Annotated in this window: 18 protein-coding genes; 7 read left to right on the top strand and 11 right to left on the bottom strand. The window is 43.5% G+C overall.

Annotation, left to right across the window (positions count from 1 at the left end; genetic code table 11):
- From fadI to H0W44_04170, 4 genes are all read right to left on the bottom strand, one after another.
- On the bottom strand, positions 1-1,314 hold the full coding sequence (gene fadI, locus H0W44_04185; protein ID MBA3581633.1) for an acetyl-CoA C-acyltransferase FadI: 1,314 nt from the start codon (positions 1,312-1,314) through the stop codon (positions 1-3).
- A gap of 152 nt (positions 1,315-1,466) precedes the next feature.
- Entirely contained in the window at positions 1,467-1,958 is a 492-nt protein-coding gene (locus H0W44_04180; GenBank protein MBA3581632.1) for a dihydrofolate reductase, read from the bottom strand.
- A gap of 1 nt (position 1,959) precedes the next feature.
- Positions 1,960-3,453, bottom strand: a complete 1,494-nt coding sequence (locus H0W44_04175) for a deoxyribodipyrimidine photo-lyase (protein MBA3581631.1) — start codon at positions 3,451-3,453, stop codon at positions 1,960-1,962.
- A 2-nt stretch (positions 3,454-3,455) separates the two neighbouring features.
- The gene (locus H0W44_04170; protein MBA3581630.1) at positions 3,456-4,289 is read right to left on the bottom strand and encodes a ferritin-like domain-containing protein; all 834 of its coding nucleotides are present in this window, start codon (positions 4,287-4,289) and stop codon (positions 3,456-3,458) included.
- Positions 4,290-4,594: 305 nt separating this feature from the next.
- Between H0W44_04170 and H0W44_04165 the strand changes: the two genes are divergently transcribed.
- The 3 genes from H0W44_04165 to H0W44_04155 all read left to right on the top strand — a co-directional run bounded on the left by H0W44_04165 (position 4,595) and on the right by H0W44_04155 (position 7,085).
- Positions 4,595-5,029 (top strand): DUF2878 family protein, encoded by a 435-nt coding sequence (locus H0W44_04165; GenBank protein ID MBA3581629.1) that lies wholly within the window; start codon positions 4,595-4,597, stop codon positions 5,027-5,029.
- Positions 5,030-5,122: 93 nt separating this feature from the next.
- Positions 5,123-6,265 carry a response regulator gene (locus H0W44_04160; GenBank protein ID MBA3581628.1) on the top strand — a complete coding sequence of 381 codons (1,143 nt, stop codon included), beginning with the start codon at positions 5,123-5,125 and terminating at the stop codon, positions 6,263-6,265.
- Between the two features lie 46 nt (positions 6,266-6,311).
- Positions 6,312-7,085: a 1-acyl-sn-glycerol-3-phosphate acyltransferase gene (locus H0W44_04155; GenBank protein ID MBA3581627.1), complete on the top strand. Its 774-nt coding sequence runs from the start codon at positions 6,312-6,314 to the stop codon at positions 7,083-7,085.
- Positions 7,086-7,175: 90 nt separating this feature from the next.
- On the opposite strand, the gene H0W44_04150 is transcribed toward H0W44_04155, so the two are convergent.
- Both H0W44_04150 and H0W44_04145 read right to left on the bottom strand, forming a co-directional pair.
- Positions 7,176-7,994 (bottom strand): metal ABC transporter permease, encoded by an 819-nt coding sequence (locus H0W44_04150; GenBank protein ID MBA3581626.1) that lies wholly within the window; start codon positions 7,992-7,994, stop codon positions 7,176-7,178.
- On the bottom strand, positions 7,984-8,736 hold the full coding sequence (locus H0W44_04145; protein MBA3581625.1) for a metal ABC transporter ATP-binding protein: 753 nt from the start codon (positions 8,734-8,736) through the stop codon (positions 7,984-7,986). Before H0W44_04145 ends, H0W44_04150 begins: the two co-directional genes overlap by 11 nt.
- A 95-nt stretch (positions 8,737-8,831) precedes the next feature.
- Between H0W44_04145 and H0W44_04140 the strand changes: the two genes are divergently transcribed.
- Positions 8,832-9,749, top strand: coding sequence for a zinc ABC transporter substrate-binding protein (locus H0W44_04140; GenBank protein MBA3581624.1), 918 nt, complete (start codon positions 8,832-8,834; stop codon positions 9,747-9,749).
- 1 nt (position 9,750) lies between these two features.
- Here the strand turns inward: H0W44_04140 and H0W44_04135 are convergent, their stop codons facing one another.
- Positions 9,751-11,445, bottom strand: coding sequence for a GNAT family N-acetyltransferase (locus H0W44_04135; protein MBA3581623.1), 1,695 nt, complete (start codon positions 11,443-11,445; stop codon positions 9,751-9,753).
- 161 nt (positions 11,446-11,606) lie between these two features.
- Between H0W44_04135 and H0W44_04130 the strand changes: the two genes are divergently transcribed.
- Entirely contained in the window at positions 11,607-12,398 is a 792-nt protein-coding gene (locus H0W44_04130; protein ID MBA3581622.1) for a UDP-2,3-diacylglucosamine diphosphatase, read from the top strand.
- Positions 12,395-13,399, top strand: coding sequence for a glycosyltransferase family 1 protein (locus tag H0W44_04125; GenBank protein ID MBA3581621.1), 1,005 nt, complete (start codon positions 12,395-12,397; stop codon positions 13,397-13,399). The genes H0W44_04130 and H0W44_04125 overlap by 4 nt, the downstream gene beginning before the upstream one ends.
- Before the next feature lie 140 nt (positions 13,400-13,539).
- Here H0W44_04125 and H0W44_04120 read toward each other — a convergent pair whose 3' ends face one another.
- Positions 13,540-14,844, bottom strand: a complete 1,305-nt coding sequence (locus tag H0W44_04120; GenBank protein MBA3581620.1) for a porin — start codon at positions 14,842-14,844, stop codon at positions 13,540-13,542.
- 116 nt (positions 14,845-14,960) lie between these two features.
- Positions 14,961-15,623, bottom strand: coding sequence for a class I SAM-dependent methyltransferase (locus H0W44_04115; GenBank protein MBA3581619.1), 663 nt, complete (start codon positions 15,621-15,623; stop codon positions 14,961-14,963).
- 315 nt (positions 15,624-15,938) lie between these two features.
- Here H0W44_04115 and H0W44_04110 point away from each other — a divergent pair, with 315 nt between their 5' ends.
- Positions 15,939-16,763: a tetratricopeptide repeat protein gene (locus H0W44_04110; protein MBA3581618.1), complete on the top strand. Its 825-nt coding sequence runs from the start codon at positions 15,939-15,941 to the stop codon at positions 16,761-16,763.
- 4 nt (positions 16,764-16,767) lie between these two features.
- Here H0W44_04110 and H0W44_04105 read toward each other — a convergent pair whose 3' ends face one another.
- Together H0W44_04105 and H0W44_04100 are read right to left on the bottom strand one after the other, a co-directional pair.
- The gene (locus tag H0W44_04105; GenBank protein MBA3581617.1) at positions 16,768-18,129 is read right to left on the bottom strand and encodes an MATE family efflux transporter; all 1,362 of its coding nucleotides are present in this window, start codon (positions 18,127-18,129) and stop codon (positions 16,768-16,770) included.
- A gap of 25 nt (positions 18,130-18,154) precedes the next feature.
- Positions 18,155-18,319 (bottom strand): rubredoxin, encoded by a 165-nt coding sequence (locus H0W44_04100; protein MBA3581616.1) that lies wholly within the window; start codon positions 18,317-18,319, stop codon positions 18,155-18,157.
- Positions 18,320-18,343: the final 24 nt, after the last annotated feature.

Here is an 18,343-nt window from a genome sequence, read left to right as displayed (position 1 = left end):
TTATTCCGCCTCCACAATCATAGCTGCCGCCAAACCGCCCGCAGCGCAAGCACTTAATAAACCTAAACCACCGCCGCGACGATTTAACTCACGTAAGGTTTGCGTAATCATTCGTCCACCGGTTGCGGCAAAAGGATGACCGTAGGCTAATGAACCACCCAATACGTTAAATTTATCATCATCAATTTCACCTACCGCAGCACTTAAGCCTAATTCTTTTTCGGCGAATTGTTTTGAAGCCAATAATTTCGTTACCGTTAACGTTTGCGCAGCAAATGCTTCGTGTATTTCCACTACGCTAATATCTTTTAATGTTAAACCCGCGCGGGCCAATACTTTAGGAATGGCGTAGGCAGGACCAATCAACAAATCTTTTTTCACTTGATTCGCCGTGAATACATATTGTTTGATGTAACCCAACGGCTTATAACCCAACGCTTTTGCACGACTTTCGCTCATTAATAAAATAGCGGAAGCACCATCGGTTAAGGGTGTCGAGTTGGCGGCCGTTACCGTGCCGTACTGACGATCAAAAGCGGGTTTTAATTTTGCATAATTTTCCAACTTAGAATCAAAACGAATATTTTCATCACGATGATAAGTTTTTGCAAAAGGAGGTATATAAGTGCGTAACACTTCATCATCCAATTTTCCTGTTTCCCATGCTTGTGCCGCTAAAGAATGCGAACGATGCGCCAAGGCATCTTGTGCTGCGCGTGTAATGCCATAATCTTTCGCCATTTGTTCGGCTGTATCGCCCATTCGCAAGCCGGTAGAATATTCAGCGGCGGCTGGTGGCACGGGTAAAAAATCTCTTAATTGTAATTTGCGAAATAATTTTATTTTCGCGCTTAAGGTTTTTTCTTTACTGGCCAAAATTAATGTATTAGCTAACGGCCGAGAGGCTTGAATAGATAAAACGCTTGACGAATCGGCGCCACCGGCGATACCAATACTAATATCATTTAAACGAATGGCATCAGCGATGCTGGCTACAGCTTGAAAACTAGTAGCACAAGCGCGCGATACGCTAAACGCATCTGTGGTTACCGGCATGCCAGTGCCTAAAACAATTTCGCGTGCGATGTTTGGCGCTTCGGGCAATATCATCACCGCGCCGTACACTACGCGTTCAATCAATGCCGGATCAATATCACTGCGAGCTAATAATTCCGCAACAGTCATTTTGCCTAATTCAATCGCGCTGAGCTCTCTTAAAAACGTGGCTTGTTTGGCAAATGGCGTACGCAAACCGGCAACCACTGCCACGCGTTCACCGATATGATTGGTATAACCGGCTCCGTTATTCGACATAAAAATCTCCCTCAGCAAGCTGACTTAATCTATGTAATAAAAAGTAAGGGTGGATGTCTTAAACTCATCCGGCATTATTTCTGGCATCATTAATATATGAATACGCGAGCATAACGAGCGCTGACCTTAAGAGCTAGTCGCTGCTAGTAAATTTAATTCATTAGGCGTTGCAAGGTAATAAAACGATAACTCCATGGGCGTTCAAGCGACTGATGTTGTTCGCTGGCAATTTCTTGCCAGTCTTGCGCATGCCATGCGGGGAACCACGCATCACCGACAAATTCATGATCAATAATCGTCAGATATAAGCGGCTTGCTAAGGGCAAAGCTTGAGCATATAGCTGCGCGCCACCAATCAACATGATTTCTTCTGCTTCTTTAGCGCTTTGCAGTGCGTCTTCCAAACTACTCGCCATTTGACAGCCTGCCGCCTGAAAATCAGGATTGCGACTAACGACTATATTGTCGCGTTGCGGTAACGGCTTGCCGATAGATTCATGGGTTTTACGTCCCATGACAATCGGCTTATGCAGTGTCAACGCTTTAAAACGCTGCAAATCAGCCGACAAATGCCAGGGCAATTGATTATCGCGGCCGATTAATCGATTACGATCCATCGCTGCAATCAAACTTAATACTGCCATCTTAATCGTCCTTTAAATGCTGATACGCTGCTAATGCAGCAACGCGACTTTGTTGTAAATCCACAATCGGTGCAGGATAGGTTTCACCCAATAAGATACCGGCTTGTTGCAAAACTGTCGCCGGTGCTAACCAAGGTGCGTGCAACCATTCCGCTTTGCCGCCGGTTTTACGACTTGTTGCAATTTTTGCTAAGCCGCTTAATTCCGGCAGCCAACGTAATAAATATTCGCCTTGCGAATCAAATTTTTGACTTTGTAAAACCGGATTAAAAATCCGAAAATACGGTGCGGCATCTGCGCCACAACCTGCGCTCCATTGCCAACCTAAGGTATTACTCGCCAAATCTGCGTCTAATAATGTATCCCAAAACCATTGCGCACCCACTTGCCACGGGAGGCGTAAATTTTTAGTTAAAAATGATGCCACCAACATGCGCACACGATTATGCATCCAGCCGGTTTGCCAAAGTTGGCGCATACCTGCATCAATTATAGGAATGCCAGTTTGACCTTGTTGCCACGCACCCAAATCTTTTTGCGCGGCCACACTGTTTAGATCACGCCATTTGAAACGGCGAAACGCAGGACGTAATGCGGTTTCGGGTGTGTCGGGAAAATGAAATAACAAGTGATAAGCAAATTCACGCCAACCTAATTCTTTTAAATAAATATCCAAGGCAGAACGCTGGCTCACTGCAACATCTGCGCGGACTTTTTCAATGCCGCGCCAAATTTGTCGTGGTGAAATAATACCTAATTGCAAATACGGAGATAAAGCTGAAGTGCCATCAACAGCGGGTTGATCGCGCTGCGTGTCATACTCCGCAACTTCATGGCGTGCAAAACTACGCAAACGTTGTTGTGCTTGTTTTTCGGTCAATACCCAATGCGAATAAAATGCTTTATCCCAACCGATAGCCGGTTTGAGTGCTAAGGTCGCTAAATTAATTTTAGTCTCGAGTCGAGGCGCGGGCGGTAAAGTACTAGGTGCTTTTAATTCCGCATTAATTTGTAACAAAGACTGCGCGGTTTTCCAAAACGGCGTAAACACTTGATAAGGTTTTTGTTCGCGTGTCGTAATGTTCCAAGGTTCTAGCAATAAACTAGCATTAAAACTTTCACAAATAATGCCGCGTTCACGCAACGCTTGTTTCAGCTGTTTATCGCGCGTGATCGCCCAGGGCTCATATTGGCGATTCCAAAAAACGTGTGTGATGTTTGCTTGCGCAATGAATAACAATAATTGTTCTAAAGAATTACCCTGCGCAATATGCAGTTGCTGTTGACGTGTTTGTAATTCGTTTGCGAGCGCTTGCAACGCTTCATGCAAACCCCACGCCGCCGCCGCGCCAACGGTGCTATCAATCGGCCATGCACCTGCTTCAGCAGGCGCATGGATATAAACAGGTAATAATATTTCAGCTTTGCTAGCGGCGTGTACCGCAGGATTATCTGCAAGTCGCAGATCGCGCCGGAACCATACCAGCGCGCGCATATTTATACAGCAGACTCAGGCGCCAAACTACGACGGTAATGCCGTAAATCTTTAGAAGATTCAAAGGTCACACCTAGTAATCCTGAAAGTTTTTTCAAAATAGTGTCGATCACTTTTTCTTCCCACTCACCATTAAAACAAATCTGCTGATCTAACCAATGCTCTAACCAAGCAGGATCTGGCAAACGGCTTTGCACGGTATCTTGCGGATACATTTTTTTATTTACATGCAAATTTGTGGGATGCAAGGCACGCGCTGTTTTTAAATTAGTCATCAGAGCGCCGGTTTTAGCAAAAGCTAATTTTGCTGGATTACCTAATTTTTCAATCGCGCGTTTCATATAACGCATATAACAAGAAGCATGACGCGCTTCATCGCTAGATAATAATTTATAGATCGCTTGAATGACGGGCTCCGTATGCCATTCTGCCGCGCAACGATACCAATTGGTTAAACGCACTTCGCCGCAGTAATGCAACATCAAGGTTTCTAATGCCGGCGCGGGATCAAACTCAAAACGCACTGCATGCAATTCTGCTTCAGTAGGCATTAGATCAGGACGGAAACGCTGTAAATATTCCATCAACGCTAATGCGTGTTTTTGTTCTTCATAAAACCAAATTGACATGAATGCAGAAAAATCAGAATCATCCACATTGTCACGCAAAAACATTTCAGTCGCAGGCAACGCTGACCATTCAGTAATAGCATTGGAGCGAATGGTTTGCGCTTGCTCTTCGCTCAACAACTCAGGGGCAAAACTAGCCCAAGGAATATCCGTTTCCATTTCCCAGCGCGCTCTTTCCAACGTTTTAAACAATTCCGGATATAACATTTGCTACCTCAATAAACATCGTATCAACAGGCCCCACCAGCCGGGGCTTATCTTAGAGAAAAACACACTAAACTAAAATTCAAATTAATTAGAGAGCTTTTGTATAAGTTTTTGTAGCGCTTATTATGCCACAAAACGCTTTGTTTAAGAGCCTAAAACAGCAGGTAAGTGCTTGTTTTAAAAAAGGATACGCTCTCAAAATCTGGGCACTATCAACATTTTAACTATTTCATTAATTGCAGCTTGTAAGCTTTTTGTCTAAAAATGACGCTATAACTTATACAAACTTCACAAGGTTGTTTGTTATGCCGGCCAATACAAGTAAACCACTGCCGCCACCGTCGCTTAATTTGGAAGGCTTAGACCAACAAGGACAAGCTGCTTTTTCATGGTTCGGCCTCAGCATACGCTATGCCCGTGACATAAAAGTGACTAAGTTATCTCGAAAGGGTAGCCATATACTTCATGGCGCAATCCTTAATCAGTCAACAACGACTACGCGAACTACAGTGGTATCGCTGTGCGCCACCATCGATTTTTGTATTGATTCCACTTTAGCGCTATTAGATTTATTACAATTTCCGCATGATAACGGCTTGATTATTCCCGTCTGCTTAATGCTGTTATGGGCATTATTTGGGGGCAGCTTGTTATATTCACTGGCGTTTCTAATATGTAAACCCCACAGGATATTGCGTACTCGCAATCATCTGGGCAGTACTTTTACCCTATTTATATAAGCTGAGCGTGACCTACCGCCCATGCGACACTTCTGTTAGTTCCGTCACATAAAGATTCGCTTTTAACTGCCGCCTTGTAGGAAAGCCCTTACAATGGCGACGATGATGGACAGCAAACATATTCTGTTGGTGATTGATGACGAACCAGGCAATCGACGGCTTGCGCATCATATTTTCGACCAGCCCTATCACGTGATCAGCGCCAATGACGGCGCAGCAGGTTTAAAACTGTTTCTCCAACACGCACCTTGCGTGGTATTACTCGATGTCATCATGCCCGGCGAAGATGGTTATACTATTTGTCGACGCATGCGTGAATTAGATGAAACCGGCTTAAGTAAAATTTTGCTGGTATCAGGCAAAGCAATGATTGATGAAGTCTTGCAAGGTTATGCCTGCGGAGCGGACGATTACATTACCAAACCTTTTATTCGCCAAGAACTTGAAGCCAAAGTGAGCGTTTTCACAAAATTACTGCATGCGGAAAAAAGCCTACGCAATATTAATCAAACGCTGGAAAAAGAAGTAAAAACGCGCACCGAACAATTGCTACAAGCCGAAAAAATGGCTTTCATCGGTACGCACACCGCGCAGATCGTGCATAACTTAAGTAATCCTTTGCATGTCATTAGTTTGAATTCTAAAATTTTGCACAAACAATATCCTGATGACCAAAGTCTGTTTCACATTTACCAAGCGGCAGAAGAATTAAATCAAATCGTAGATTCTATTTTATCTTCTGCACGCGCGGATCTACAAAGTCATACCGAAGATGTTGATCTCAATATCGTTATAGAAAAACAATTACAGTTTTTTAAATTAGATAAAAAATTCGCTTATAGAATTAAAACCTCAACCGAGCTAATGCTGTTACCCAGTTTCCTGGGCGTGCCCAATCATTTCAATCAACTGATCGCGAACTTGATTAAAAATGCCGTTGATGCCACGAACAAAACGCAAAACCCAACATTACTTATTAAAACCCAATTCCATCATGGTTTTGTGGAATGTTTAATCACCGATAATGGCTGCGGTATTCGCCATCAAGATCAAGAACATATTTTCGAAGCCATGTTCACCACCAAACAACACGGCACCGGTTTAGGTTTGGCTTATTGCAAACAAATTCTTGAAGCCTACGGCGGCGCGATTGGCGTACAATCCGAGATTAACAAAGGCACTACTTTCTTTTTTAAAATTCCGGTTAATAAATCTGTTGCAATTGCCATTGCTTAAACTCGCTACTCCTGTACTTATACTTCAAATAAAGGAAAATACGTTCGTGACATCTTTCTGGCGCTCCCTGCGCTGCCTTTGGCGAATCATCAGTGTTTTTATCCAAGTACTACGCGGAGTCCACTTAGTATTATTTTTATTAAAAAATCCTCCCGAAACGAGAACCCCAGCCGAATGGCGTTCTATTAATGCTTGGTCAAAAGGTGCATGCAAACGTTTAGGTTTACGTGTGCACGTATCGGGTACGCCGGCTACTGACAGTGCGATGTTTTTATCCAATCATATTTCTTGGTTAGATATTCCTGTCTTGCAATCATTAGTATCTGCCTCGTTTGTTTCTAAAGCCGAAGTGCGGCAATGGCCAATTATTGGTTGGGTGGCTTATCATGGTGGTACTTTATTTGTAAAACGCGGCAAACATGATTCATTCACGGAATTACGCGAGGCTTTAGCGACGCGCCTAATTCATAAACAAGGTATTTTACTTTTCCCAGAAGGCACTACTACCAACGGCGATCAAGTAGCGCCTTTTAAAACCCGTTTATTACAACCTGCTGCCGACTTTGGTTTAGTGGTGCAAGCCGTTGCCTTGCAATATCGCAGCTCTGCTTTACCACAAAAAAAACTCGCTTTTATTGGCAACGATACTTTTGCTAAACATGCTTTCCGCGTATTTTCAGTACCGATCATTGATGTGTATGTGCATTTCGGTCAAGTGCAACAACTCGACCCGCAGTGGGATAAACGTGCATTAGCGCAATACACGCGTCAATGGGTAGCGGATGCGCATGCCGTATTACAAGCTAATATTACAAACTAAATTAAAGTGAATTAACTCAAAGTTGTTTACTGCGCATGCCGTTCCACCGAAAATTAAAATTGTTTACGGCGCATGCCGTTCCACCGAAAATTAAAATTGTTTACGGCCAAACGGCAACGCACATAAAAATCCTATCGCACTCACCACCACGATGGCGGAACCCGCCGGCACATCCGTATACCAAGACAGCACCAAACCCAAACTCACCGCCAGCAGCGCAAATATTCCTGCCAATATCGCCATGCTTTCCGGTGATTTAGTAAATGGTCGCGCACTCGCAGCAGGCACTATTAATAATGATGCAATCATTAAAATACCGACTAACTTCATACCCAAGGCCATCACTAAACCCAGCAACACCATCATGATAAAACGCACGCGTTGCACGGCGACACCTTCTATCTGAGCAACATCCGCATTCACAGCAATCGCTAACACGCGATTCCAAATCCACCACAAACCCGCTAATGCAATAAATACCACAATGGCAACACTGATAAGATCGTGCCAGCTGACTAATAAAATATCGCCGAATAAATAACTATTTAAATTCACTCGCCAATTGGGTTGCAAAGCCAACAACAATACGCCTAACGCTAATAAGCTATGCGACATAATGCCGAGTAAGGTGTCATTAGGTAACCAGCGATTTGCCGCTAAGGTTTTACTTTGCAATAACACCAATAAACTGCCGACCGCGATGCAGACTAAAAAAATTCCCACATCAATCGACAAGCCGAACGTTAAACCAATAACGACACCCAACAAAGCACTGTGCGATAACGTGTGACCAAAATACGCCATGCGTTGCCATACAACCAAACAACCCATAGGCCCTGCCACTAAAGCAATTAAAGCGCCGGCAATCCATGCGCGCCAAACAAAGTCTGGCCAAAACTCAATGTTCATCAACGACATCTCCATGCAAATCATGATGATGATTATGTTCATGTGTATAGACGGCAAATCCATCCGCATCATGTGCCGCATGCGGACCAAACAATTGTAAAAATTCAGGATGTTGACGAATAGATTCTGGTCTGCCAGAACAACAAATGTGGCGATTTAAACAGACGACTTGATCGGTGGCGCTCATTACTAAATGCAAATCATGTGACACCATTAAAATGCCACAACCATAACGATCACGAATGCGCGCAATCAAACTATATAAAGATTGCTGCCCTGCAACATCAACACCTTGCGCAGGCTCATCGAGCACCAGCCATTCAGGTTGTTGCAACAAACAACGCGCTAACAACGTTCGTTGTAATTCACCACCCGATAAACTATGCAACGCCCGTGTGCCCAACGCTTCAATACCAATCTCGCGCATTATATCAATGCGCATCTGAGCACTGTGTCGCACGCCAACATCCAAAAAGCGTTGCACGCTCATAGGAAAAACCGGATCCGCTGTAAAGCGCTGCGGCAAATAAGCAACGCGTAATTCCGACTTGCGTGTGATGCGTCCGTGCGTAGGCGCGACCAACCCTAACAGTAAACGCACCAACGTCGTTTTACCTGCGCCGTTGGGGCCGATTAAACTAACAATTTCTGCGGGCTGGAGTCTTAGCGAAACATCATGGACAATGCACTGACCGTGACGTTCATATGTGACTTGCTCAGCAACCAAAAGCGTTTGCGGCATACGCAACCTATTAACGTTTAATTTCAAGCCGATCATTATACTGAAAGCCTATGCCCAAACCTCTATTTGTTCTATATATAAGCGCGTTACTGAGCGTGACACTAAGCGTATCAACGACGCTGCATGCGGCTACAGCTGCTACAGATACAAATGGTGGCCGCTTACACATTGTTGCGACCTTGGCGCCTTTAGCCAGTCTTGCCAGTATGGTTGCCGGCGAGCACGCGACAGTCACAACACTGTTAACGTCGAATGCTGACCCGCATGATTTCCAACTCAAACCCTCACAACGTGTACAGTTGATGAACGCAGATTTAGTAATTGGTGTTGGACCAACATTAGAAGGACGTATTTGGGAAGGCAGCACTAACACTCGCAAACCCTTTCGGATTTTACAACTGCAATCGTTAACGACGTTGTCTATTCTGCAAAATCGTGGTTTTGATTTACATACAGCGGACCACGCGCACGATCATACACAAAATAATCTTCACACTATCGACCCGCATATGTGGTTATCGATTAAGAACGCGAAACAAATAGTATTGGCAATCACTAACCACCTTATCAAGGTAGCGCCTGCGAAAATTTCTGTGTGGCAAAAAAATAGTAACGCCGCTATTGCACAACTAAGCACGTTAGAAAAAGATTTACAAAAAGAAATGCAACCTCTTAAAAAGCTGCGCTATATTATCAGTCATGACGGTTATCAATATTTCGAAAAAGAATATGGCTTAGCGCCCGCAGGATTAGTCGCCTTAGATAACGAGCACATTCCTAGCGCGCGCCGTTTAAATGAATTACGCAAGCAGGTATTAAACACAAAAATAGATTGCGTTTTTTATGAAAAACGCTTGGGCGAACAATACGTGGCATTATTAACGGAAAATACGGCCATCAAAAAAATCCCACTAGACCATTTAGGCGTTAGCGGTGTTACGCAAAATCAAGCTATCTATCCAGCACTGCTACGACAATTAGCGAGTAGTTTTTCTAGCTGTCAAACGCTATAACTTAACCGATATAGCGTTTACGTTTTTTATCGCGGATTGACATTACATCGACCAACACTAAACCATCGATACAAAAACCAAAATTAGGATCAACATTAAAAGCCAAAAACTGACTGCCGCCCGGCTCAGTGAGTTCAGTATATTGTTTATATAAAGTAGGAATGCGCACGTTAATATGCATGAGCTGTTCTTTTAAGGTGACAAAATCAGCTTCAACGTCATCACCTTTAAATAAACTCTGCATGCGATTTTCATTTGCTGCTTGTATCACATACGGCAAACGTGGTTTTGCATACACCTCTTGGGCGCCGTAATAATGCTGGTAATAATGTATCAACATATCTTTAGCTAATACGGGGTAATGATCACTCAAACTTACCGGGCCAAATAAATAACGTACTTCCGGATGATTACGCACATACGCGCCTAAACCAAACCACAAATAATCTAAACTGCGTTTACCCCAGTACTTAGGTTGCACAAAACTACGGCCTAACTCTAAACCATTATTTAAATAAGGTTGCATGCCTGGCATAAAATCAAACAGGCTGGTGGTATATAAACCGCTTACACCTTTATTTGCCATTATGTTTGCAGACTCACCTAGACGATACGCGCCGACTATTTCGAGATTGCGCTCATCCCACAATACGACGTGTCGATAATATTGATCATATAAATCCAAATCGCGTGATAGGCCAGTGCCTTCACCTACTGCACGGAAACTCATTTCACGCAAACGACCAATTTCGCGCATCAACGATGAATCTGTTTTGTAATCGTATAAAAAAATTCGATGGCCATCTTGAGTCTCGCCTAATAAATCGGCTTGATCTAATTCGCGACGCACGGCCGATGGATTTTGCGGATGGCTAATAGTGCGCTCGGTGGACAATAAAGAACGCTTACCTTTTGCGCTAGCATATAAGTGACGTTTTAATAATTTGGCTTTTTCGCGCAACGCCACTGGTAATTTAATCAGCTCATTGCTGGTAATCGATTCTGAAATATTAATTTTTATTTCATACAACGGTTGCTTAAACGACTTTTCCGCCATCTTATGCAAGAACGGCGGCAAAATACTGGAATGCAATTTCAAACGCGCCGAACCACTTTCAATACACGCGGTTACAATCGATGCACCGGATTTCATCGCTAAGCGAATAAACGCAGTGCCCCAACGACCGTCTTTCATGCCAGAGGCGCTGATCTTGGCCGGCTTGGCTGCCGGATAAATAATAATGACCCGTTGTTCCTGCAATGCAGTTTGAATTTCACGAATCGTCGATAGACTAATATGTTTACCCTGTTGCTGCACGGGAATGACACGGCGCTGTAACATGGGCAGCGCTGCAATATGCCCTTGCAATACAATCTTCACATCATCACGCACATCAGCGACACAATGTAGCAAAGCAAATACATCTGCCAAATTGGCGGGCTGATTCGCCACCAGAATCACGGGGCCGGTCGCGGGAATATTTAAACGGCTTTGTTGCGTGCTTAAATATTTAACGTTCCAACGATCTAAGGCGTAATCAATAAAATCTAAACCTTCGGTACCGTTATAACCCTGAAACAAATTATCAATAAAATAATTGTTAAGCCGACCTTGATTCAAATCAACGTAAGCCTTATCAGTCATATTAAAAATATTGAGCATTGCTGAGGTCTGCTTCTGCATTGTGGCTAACATGTGTATAACTCCTGTCATTGCCGGCGCCACCTTAGCCACGCTTCATGTCATTTTTGTGACAGTTACAGCAAATATGAACTGTCATATTTAATTCATGTGACAGTTAGCAATTTGTCATCAAAGCCTATTATTCTCAGCCGCGTCTCGTAGCAGGTATCGGCATGAGTGAATCAAAAAAGAAACGGCGCGTCCGCACTATTTGGATATCAGACACCCATCTTGGCACCCGCGGTTGCAAAGCAGAATATCTCACCGAATTTTTAAAATCTCATCACTGTGAAAATCTTTATCTGGTCGGCGATATTATTGACGGCTGGCGCATGCGTAAATCCGCTTATTGGCCACAATCTCATAGCAATGTTATTCGCCGTATTTTGACTATGGCGAAACGCGAAACGACGGTTACCTATGTAACCGGTAATCATGACGAATTCCTTCGTAAATATAGCGATACTGATTTTGGCAATATACATTTAGTGGATCGCGCCGCGCACCTGACGCGTGATGGTCGACGTTTATTAATCGTGCATGGTGATGAATTTGACGTGGTCGTGCGTTATCATAAATGGTTGGCGATCCTCGGCGACAAAGCGTATGAATTTTCTTTGCTGCTTAATCGCTGGTTTAATTATTGCCGACAACATTTTGGTTATGGTTACTGGTCATTGTCCGGTTATTTAAAACATCGCGTCAAACAAGCAGTCAGCTTTATTGGTGATTATGAACAAGCGTTAGCCGACGAATGCAAACGCCGTGGTTATGACGGCATTGTCTGTGGTCACATTCACCACGCCGAAATTCGACGGATTGATAATATCGATTATTACAATTGTGGTGACTGGGTTGAATCTTGCACCGCTTTAATCGAAGACTTCAACGGCCATATTGAATTAGTGCATTGGACTCATTTAGAAAACGAAACGGATCTCGCCGAGGAGGCTATTGCTTCATGAAATTATTAATTGTAAGCGATGCCTGGGAACCACAAACAAATGGCGTAGTCACCACGATCAAAAACGTCACGCACGAATTAGAAAAACAAGGTTTTGAAATTTTAATTTTGCAACCCGGTTTGTTTACATCGTTTAGGTGCCCGGGTTATGAAGAAATTGATCTGAGCTTAAATTTATGGGATGTCGGCAAACATATCAAAGCATTTCAACCCGACTTTATGCATATCGCTGTTGAAGGCCCCTTAGGCATCGCGGCGCGGCATTATATGACGCGACGCGGTTATAAATTCACTACTTCGTTTCATACTAAGTTTCCTGAATACATTAATAAACGTTTATCACTCATCCCCGTTTCCAGTGGTTATGCTTTTCTCCGTTGGTTTCATAAACCCAGTCAAAAAATCATGGTCACCACGCCCAGCATGGAACGTGATTTAAAACAGCAAGGGTTTAATAATATGGTGGTGTGGGGCCGCGGTGTTAATACTCAGCTTTATTACCCCAATCCTAATCGTAAACCGACCGACCCGAAAAATCCGGTGATGATCTACGTCGGCCGCGTAGCGGTGGAAAAAAGCATTGATGATTTTTTAAAACTAGACATCCCCGGCCACAAAATTATTGTCGGCGACGGCCCTAGTCGTGTTGGTTTTCAAAAACGTTTCCCGAATGCAGAGTTTGTCGGCTTTAAATACGGCGCGGAGTTACGCGACTATTTTCAAAAGGCCGATGTGTTTGTATTTCCATCACGCACCGATACCTTTGGTTTAGTCATGTTAGAAGCCATGGCGTGCGGTGCGCCCGTGGCAGCCTATCCAGTGCCGGGCCCGCTTGATGTCGTACAACAAGGCATTACCGGCGTGTTAAACGAGAATCTCGCCCTTGCTATTGAAGGCGCGCTAAAACTAGATCGACAAGCCTGTCGAGATTTTGCTTTGCAACAAAGCTGGCAAGCCTGCGCCAATCGTTTGCGCGATCAATTTGTATCAGCGGGTTTGTAAAAACTTTTCTGCCTTAGTCTGACTTTCTAAATCGCATTTTATATATCTAATAACGCACACTCTTAAAATACAAAACACCAGACATAAAAAAAGCGCCCTTATTTAAAAGGGCGCTTCATATAGAACTTACTTATTATAAATTAGAAACTATGTTCTAAATTCACACCGAAGGTGTTTACTTCGCTTACGGTGCCGGCATTAGCAGCATAGGCATTACCTAAACCATCAAAATTGGCAATCGAAACGCCATTGTGTTCGAACTCATTTTGCGTGTTATAGACACCCAATATGGTTTTTTCACCCAATTGGAAGTCTACGCCAACGCTTAATGAAGTCGCATCAATATCATCACCTGCAAAATTCTCAGTTTCAATCAGCTGACCCTTAAATTTAGCGAAGGCTAACTTGTAATAACCACTAAACATAATTGACTCTTCTTTGCCCGGATTACTTCTAGCATTAGGATTAGCAGCAGTAATTGTATTTGCTGCAACGTTTCCATTGGTATTGGACAATTCCGAGCTTTGCACTAACACACCACCACCAAAGCTTTTTACTTTATACATAAACACTAAACGCGTAGTGTCAACAAAACGAAAAGCGGATGTATAACCGTTAAAACCTTGATTTGGGGTATAGTCAATTGCTGCACCACCACCATTTTTAATAGTGAAATTGGTACCGCTATTTTTTGCTGGCATGTCCATATCCACTGCTGCTGCAATATAAAAATTACCAGGTTCAACAACAACAGAGAGCGACTTACCATCAGCAATACCATCGCGTACGCTCAGTGTGCATTCATCTTCAGGCGTAGAAAGCGTATCGCAATCTTTAGCGGCAGTTGACGGATCGTCATAACCTTGCGCACCAGATTCACCAGGCACTAACATCAATTTAGCTTGCACAAGATCCAAGAAATTAGGCGTGCTGTACTGAATCATATTGTTTTGACGTTGTTCACCTTCCATGACGTTTTTAATGTCACCCGGCAAATCATTAAATAAATCAATTTTACCTTGTGCAGTTTTTACTGGCGTATCGTTACGACCAATAATGATTTCACCGAAGGAATTACTTTTTAAACCAACATACTGATTACGCGCTTTGATGTGGTCAGCGCTGCTATTGGTGTTATCAGCCATGTCTATTTCCCATTCCATGATGTATACAGCTTTCAACCAATCATTTAATTCATTATCACCTTTGACACCAAAACGTGATGCATGGCTGGTTACTTGCCATTTATCATCTAAAGTGGTGGTATCAACACGGCTTGCCGCATCACCCGCTGTTAAATATCTAACGCTTGAAATGCCTTTGGTTTCTGCATTTTCCAATGACAAGCTAGCTTTACCATAAACTTTTAGTTCAGCTGCTGCCATTGGGGATACTACGCTGGCCGCTACCGCAGAAGCGATCAACAATGTACGTACATTCTTCATGAGCTATCCACCCTTGATGGTTGGTTACAATTAAAAACAAGCGGATTTTGGCGAACGAGTGTTACAGCTTTATATTTTAAATATGACGGTTTGATGACTAAGCGTGCTGACGCATTTTACTTTTTAAGAATTAATGTTAGGCCATCACCTAACGGTAACATGGAAACTTGCACGCGCGAGTCTTGCACCAGTTTTAGGTTTAACGCGCGAATTGCCAAGGTATCGGGTTTTTGATTATTGCCATCAATAACCGAACCACCCCACAGCGTGTTATCAATCATGATTAATCCACGCCGACGAACGAGCTGTATGGCACGTTCATAATAGGCGTCATAATTGCCTTTATCCGCGTCAATAAAAACCAAGTCATAATGACCTTGGCGTTTTTGCAACAATAGCTGATCCAAGGTTTCTACCGCCGGCGCAATGCGTAAATCAATTAAATATCGGCAACCCGCTTCTTCCCAATATTTTTGCGCAATATCCGTCCATTCCGTTTCTACATCACAACAGACCATCTCGCCATCGGCAGGCATCGCCATCGCCATACATAAAGCGCTGTAACCGGTAAAGGTGCCTACTTCGATAATGCGCCGCGCCTGCATTAACTCCACCAACATAGCCATAAACTGGCCTTGCTCGGGCGAAATTTGCATACGCGCATCGGGCAACTCTGCGGTCTCAAGACGTAACCGCTGCAACAAACTGGTTTCTTGCAAAGACACCGACAACATATAGTCATACAAGGCATCTGATAATTGAATGCTACGACTGGACATCAAACCGCTCCCGCACTACTCACTTACATCAGTCAGCATAGGGCGCTGGCTGGGCATGGCGATTCTAAGCAGCCGACTAGCGCTTTGTCGAATATCAAACCCAGATATCAGGCTCAAATCCGCGACACACATCGGTTGATTTACCGCGCTCAACGGATGCTTATGCGCGAATCTCAACCAAATCTCAACAGGCGTGTCGAGATTTTTGCAGCAAACTCTAAAACATCATACAAAACAAACATTTAACGTTGATGACAACGACACTTTTAAGCCTGCTTGCTTTGCAGCGTCACTTTTTTACGGTATAAACGATTCATGCTAAACAACTTTGAGCAGCTCGCGGGTCTTGCCGACCACGACATTGATTTAATCCAAGCCGCTTTGTTTATTGCTCAGCGCGAATACCCCGATTTAGACGTTCCCACTTATCTTGCGCAAATTGACGCGCATGCGAAGGCTGTGCAACATCAGCTCAATGACGCCACCGATGCCGAACATATTCTAGAAACATTAAATAATTACTTATTCAAGCAACAAGGTTTTAGTGGCAACTTAGATGACTATTATGATCCGCGTAATAGTTTGCTCAACGATGTGCTTGATCGTAAAAGCGGCATTCCGATTTCACTGAGCATCATCTATATGGAAATCGGCAAACGCTTAGGTTTAGATTTAGAAGGCGTGTGTTTTCCTGGACATTTCTTAGTACGCTTTAATGTTGCCGGCGGCGCGATTGTATTAGATCCATTTTTTGGTGGCATGTCCTTAGATGAAACCGAACTTTACGAACGCCTAGAACAACACGTTGAACTCGAGACCGACGAATCATTAGAAGATTATTTAGCGCCTGCTAGCAACAAAGCTATTTTGGTGCGTTTACTGCGTAACTTGCGCGTCATTCATATCCAAAAAGCCGCCGCTGAAAAAGCGCTGCATTACAGTGATTGGATTATTCGGCTGACGCCTGATAATGCCGATGAATATTTAATGCGCGGCAAACTCTATCAACAACTGGATTGTTATTTGCCGGCTTTAAAAGATTACCAACATTATTTGCACATGGATGTTAGCGATGATGAAGCCGAACGCGTGCGCGCAGAAGTGATTCGTTTACAACACAGTGATTTGCACATTCACTAAATACTTAGCCGACAATAAATCCTTCACGACGTTCTATCCAATGGTAACTCAACGCTAACACTAAACCCCGTGCACCTAAAAAGCTCAATAACGCTAACCACAAACCGTGATTAGCCCATGCGGTTGTTAAATACCAAACGCTGCTATAAATCACTATTGCCACAATCATGCTGTTGCGTAATATCACCACGCGTGTTGCACCGATAAAAATGCCATCTAACCAAAACGCCCAAATACTAATCAGCGGGCTTATTATTAACCAAATAAGATATTCATCAGCCACTTGTTGCACGGCAGTAATACTGGTCATCCAACGAATCAAGGTGTGACCACTTAAGCAAAATAATAATGTGAACAACACACCCGACACCACCGACCACAAACCGGTGATCCAAACATCTGTCTTAAATTGCAAACGATCTTTTCGTCCAATGGCGCGACCTATTAATGCTTCCGCCGCATGCGCAAAACCATCTAAAGCAAACGCCAATAACAATACTAAATTTAATAAAACGGTATTGGCTGCTAACGTGGTATCACCAAATGTTGCGCTTTGCGCGGTAAAAAAAGAAAACGCGCTAATAACTAATAAAGTACGAATAAAAATGTCTTGGTTGAGCTTCCATAACTGCCAAATTTCTCGCCCATTAAATAAAGTAATCCACGAAACCTTAGGGGCGTTATTTATTTTATAAAGCTGCAATTGTTTACGTGCTAAATAAAAAGCTAATAACAAACCTGCGTAATCCGCGATGGTGCTCGCCCACGCTACACCCACCACGTCGTAATGCCAGTACACGACAAAAATAATATCTAATAAAGCATTCAAACCATTTACTAATAATAAAATCCATAAAGTGCCACGGGCGTTATGCAAACCCAACAACCAACCCATAATCACAAACCGCATTAAGATAGCCGGCACTGCCCACGCGCGAATATGAAAATATTCCGCAGCGAGTGGTTCCACTTGTGCGCTGGCCTGTAGCCAGTGCAAAGCAATGCTTAATAATATCGGTGAAAGTAATAACAGAATAAAAGCCAAGATGGCGGCTAACAATAAAGAACGCCATAAAATGGTTCGAATAGCGTGCTCATCATTTTGTCCAAACGCTTGCGCGGTCAAACCCGTCGCAGACATGCGCAAAAAACCAAAACCCCAAAACAAAAAATTAAAAATCAAACTGCCGATCGCCACCGCACCCATATAATGCGCACTGGCTAAATGTCCCACCACGGCCGTATCGACGATACCTAACAGCGGCACCGTTAAACTCGACAATATCATGGGGAAGGCTAAAACCCAGACGCGATGATGCGCCGCGCGATCGCTTACGCGTTGGCGCCATAAGGAAAAATTTAGCATGTTAGGAAATTAAAAAAGTGTCGAACTAGATTTCAATCATTTGAAAATCAGATTTAACGGCGCTGCAATCAGGACACAACCAATTTTCCGGGACATCATCCCATTTGGTGCCGGCGGGAATCCCGTGTTTAGGATCGCCTTTTTGTTCATCATAGATATAACCACAGACCACACACATATAACACTTCATTGAGGTATTCTCACTGCTGTTTTT

This window comes from Gammaproteobacteria bacterium, from assembly GCA_013817245.1.
Classification (GTDB): Bacteria; Pseudomonadota; Gammaproteobacteria; order HTCC5015; family HTCC5015; genus JACDDA01.
The sequence above is the reverse complement of the archived record's forward strand: the minus strand, read 5'-3'. Positions and strand labels throughout refer to the sequence as shown.

Bases quoted from the DNA above. Each gene is read 5' to 3' on its own strand.
- H0W44_04160 (MBA3581628.1), top strand. From the start codon at position 5,123: ATGGCGACGATGATGGACAGCAAACATATTCTGTTGGTGATTGATGAC.
- H0W44_04165 (MBA3581629.1), top strand. From the start codon at position 4,595: ATGCCGGCCAATACAAGTAAACCACTGCCGCCACCGTCGCTTAATTTG.
- H0W44_04120 (MBA3581620.1), bottom strand. From the start codon at position 14,844: ATGAAGAATGTACGTACATTGTTGATCGCTTCTGCGGTAGCGGCCAGC.
- H0W44_04145 (MBA3581625.1), bottom strand. From the start codon at position 8,736: ATGCCGCAAACGCTTTTGGTTGCTGAGCAAGTCACATATGAACGTCAC.
- H0W44_04180 (MBA3581632.1), bottom strand. From the start codon at position 1,958: ATGGCAGTATTAAGTTTGATTGCAGCGATGGATCGTAATCGATTAATC.
- H0W44_04115 (MBA3581619.1), bottom strand. From the start codon at position 15,623: ATGTCCAGTCGTAGCATTCAATTATCAGATGCCTTGTATGACTATATG.
- H0W44_04130 (MBA3581622.1), top strand. From the start codon at position 11,607: ATGAGTGAATCAAAAAAGAAACGGCGCGTCCGCACTATTTGGATATCA.
- H0W44_04175 (MBA3581631.1), bottom strand. From the start codon at position 3,453: ATGCGCGCGCTGGTATGGTTCCGGCGCGATCTGCGACTTGCAGATAAT.
- H0W44_04135 (MBA3581623.1), bottom strand. From the start codon at position 11,445: ATGTTAGCCACAATGCAGAAGCAGACCTCAGCAATGCTCAATATTTTT.
- H0W44_04170 (MBA3581630.1), bottom strand. From the start codon at position 4,289: ATGTTATATCCGGAATTGTTTAAAACGTTGGAAAGAGCGCGCTGGGAA.
- H0W44_04105 (MBA3581617.1), bottom strand. From the start codon at position 18,129: ATGCTAAATTTTTCCTTATGGCGCCAACGCGTAAGCGATCGCGCGGCG.
- H0W44_04110 (MBA3581618.1), top strand. From the start codon at position 15,939: ATGCTAAACAACTTTGAGCAGCTCGCGGGTCTTGCCGACCACGACATT.
- H0W44_04150 (MBA3581626.1), bottom strand. From the start codon at position 7,994: ATGAACATTGAGTTTTGGCCAGACTTTGTTTGGCGCGCATGGATTGCC.
- fadI (MBA3581633.1), bottom strand. From the start codon at position 1,314: ATGTCGAATAACGGAGCCGGTTATACCAATCATATCGGTGAACGCGTG.
- H0W44_04125 (MBA3581621.1), top strand. From the start codon at position 12,395: ATGAAATTATTAATTGTAAGCGATGCCTGGGAACCACAAACAAATGGC.
- H0W44_04100 (MBA3581616.1), bottom strand. From the start codon at position 18,319: ATGAAGTGTTATATGTGTGTGGTCTGTGGTTATATCTATGATGAACAA.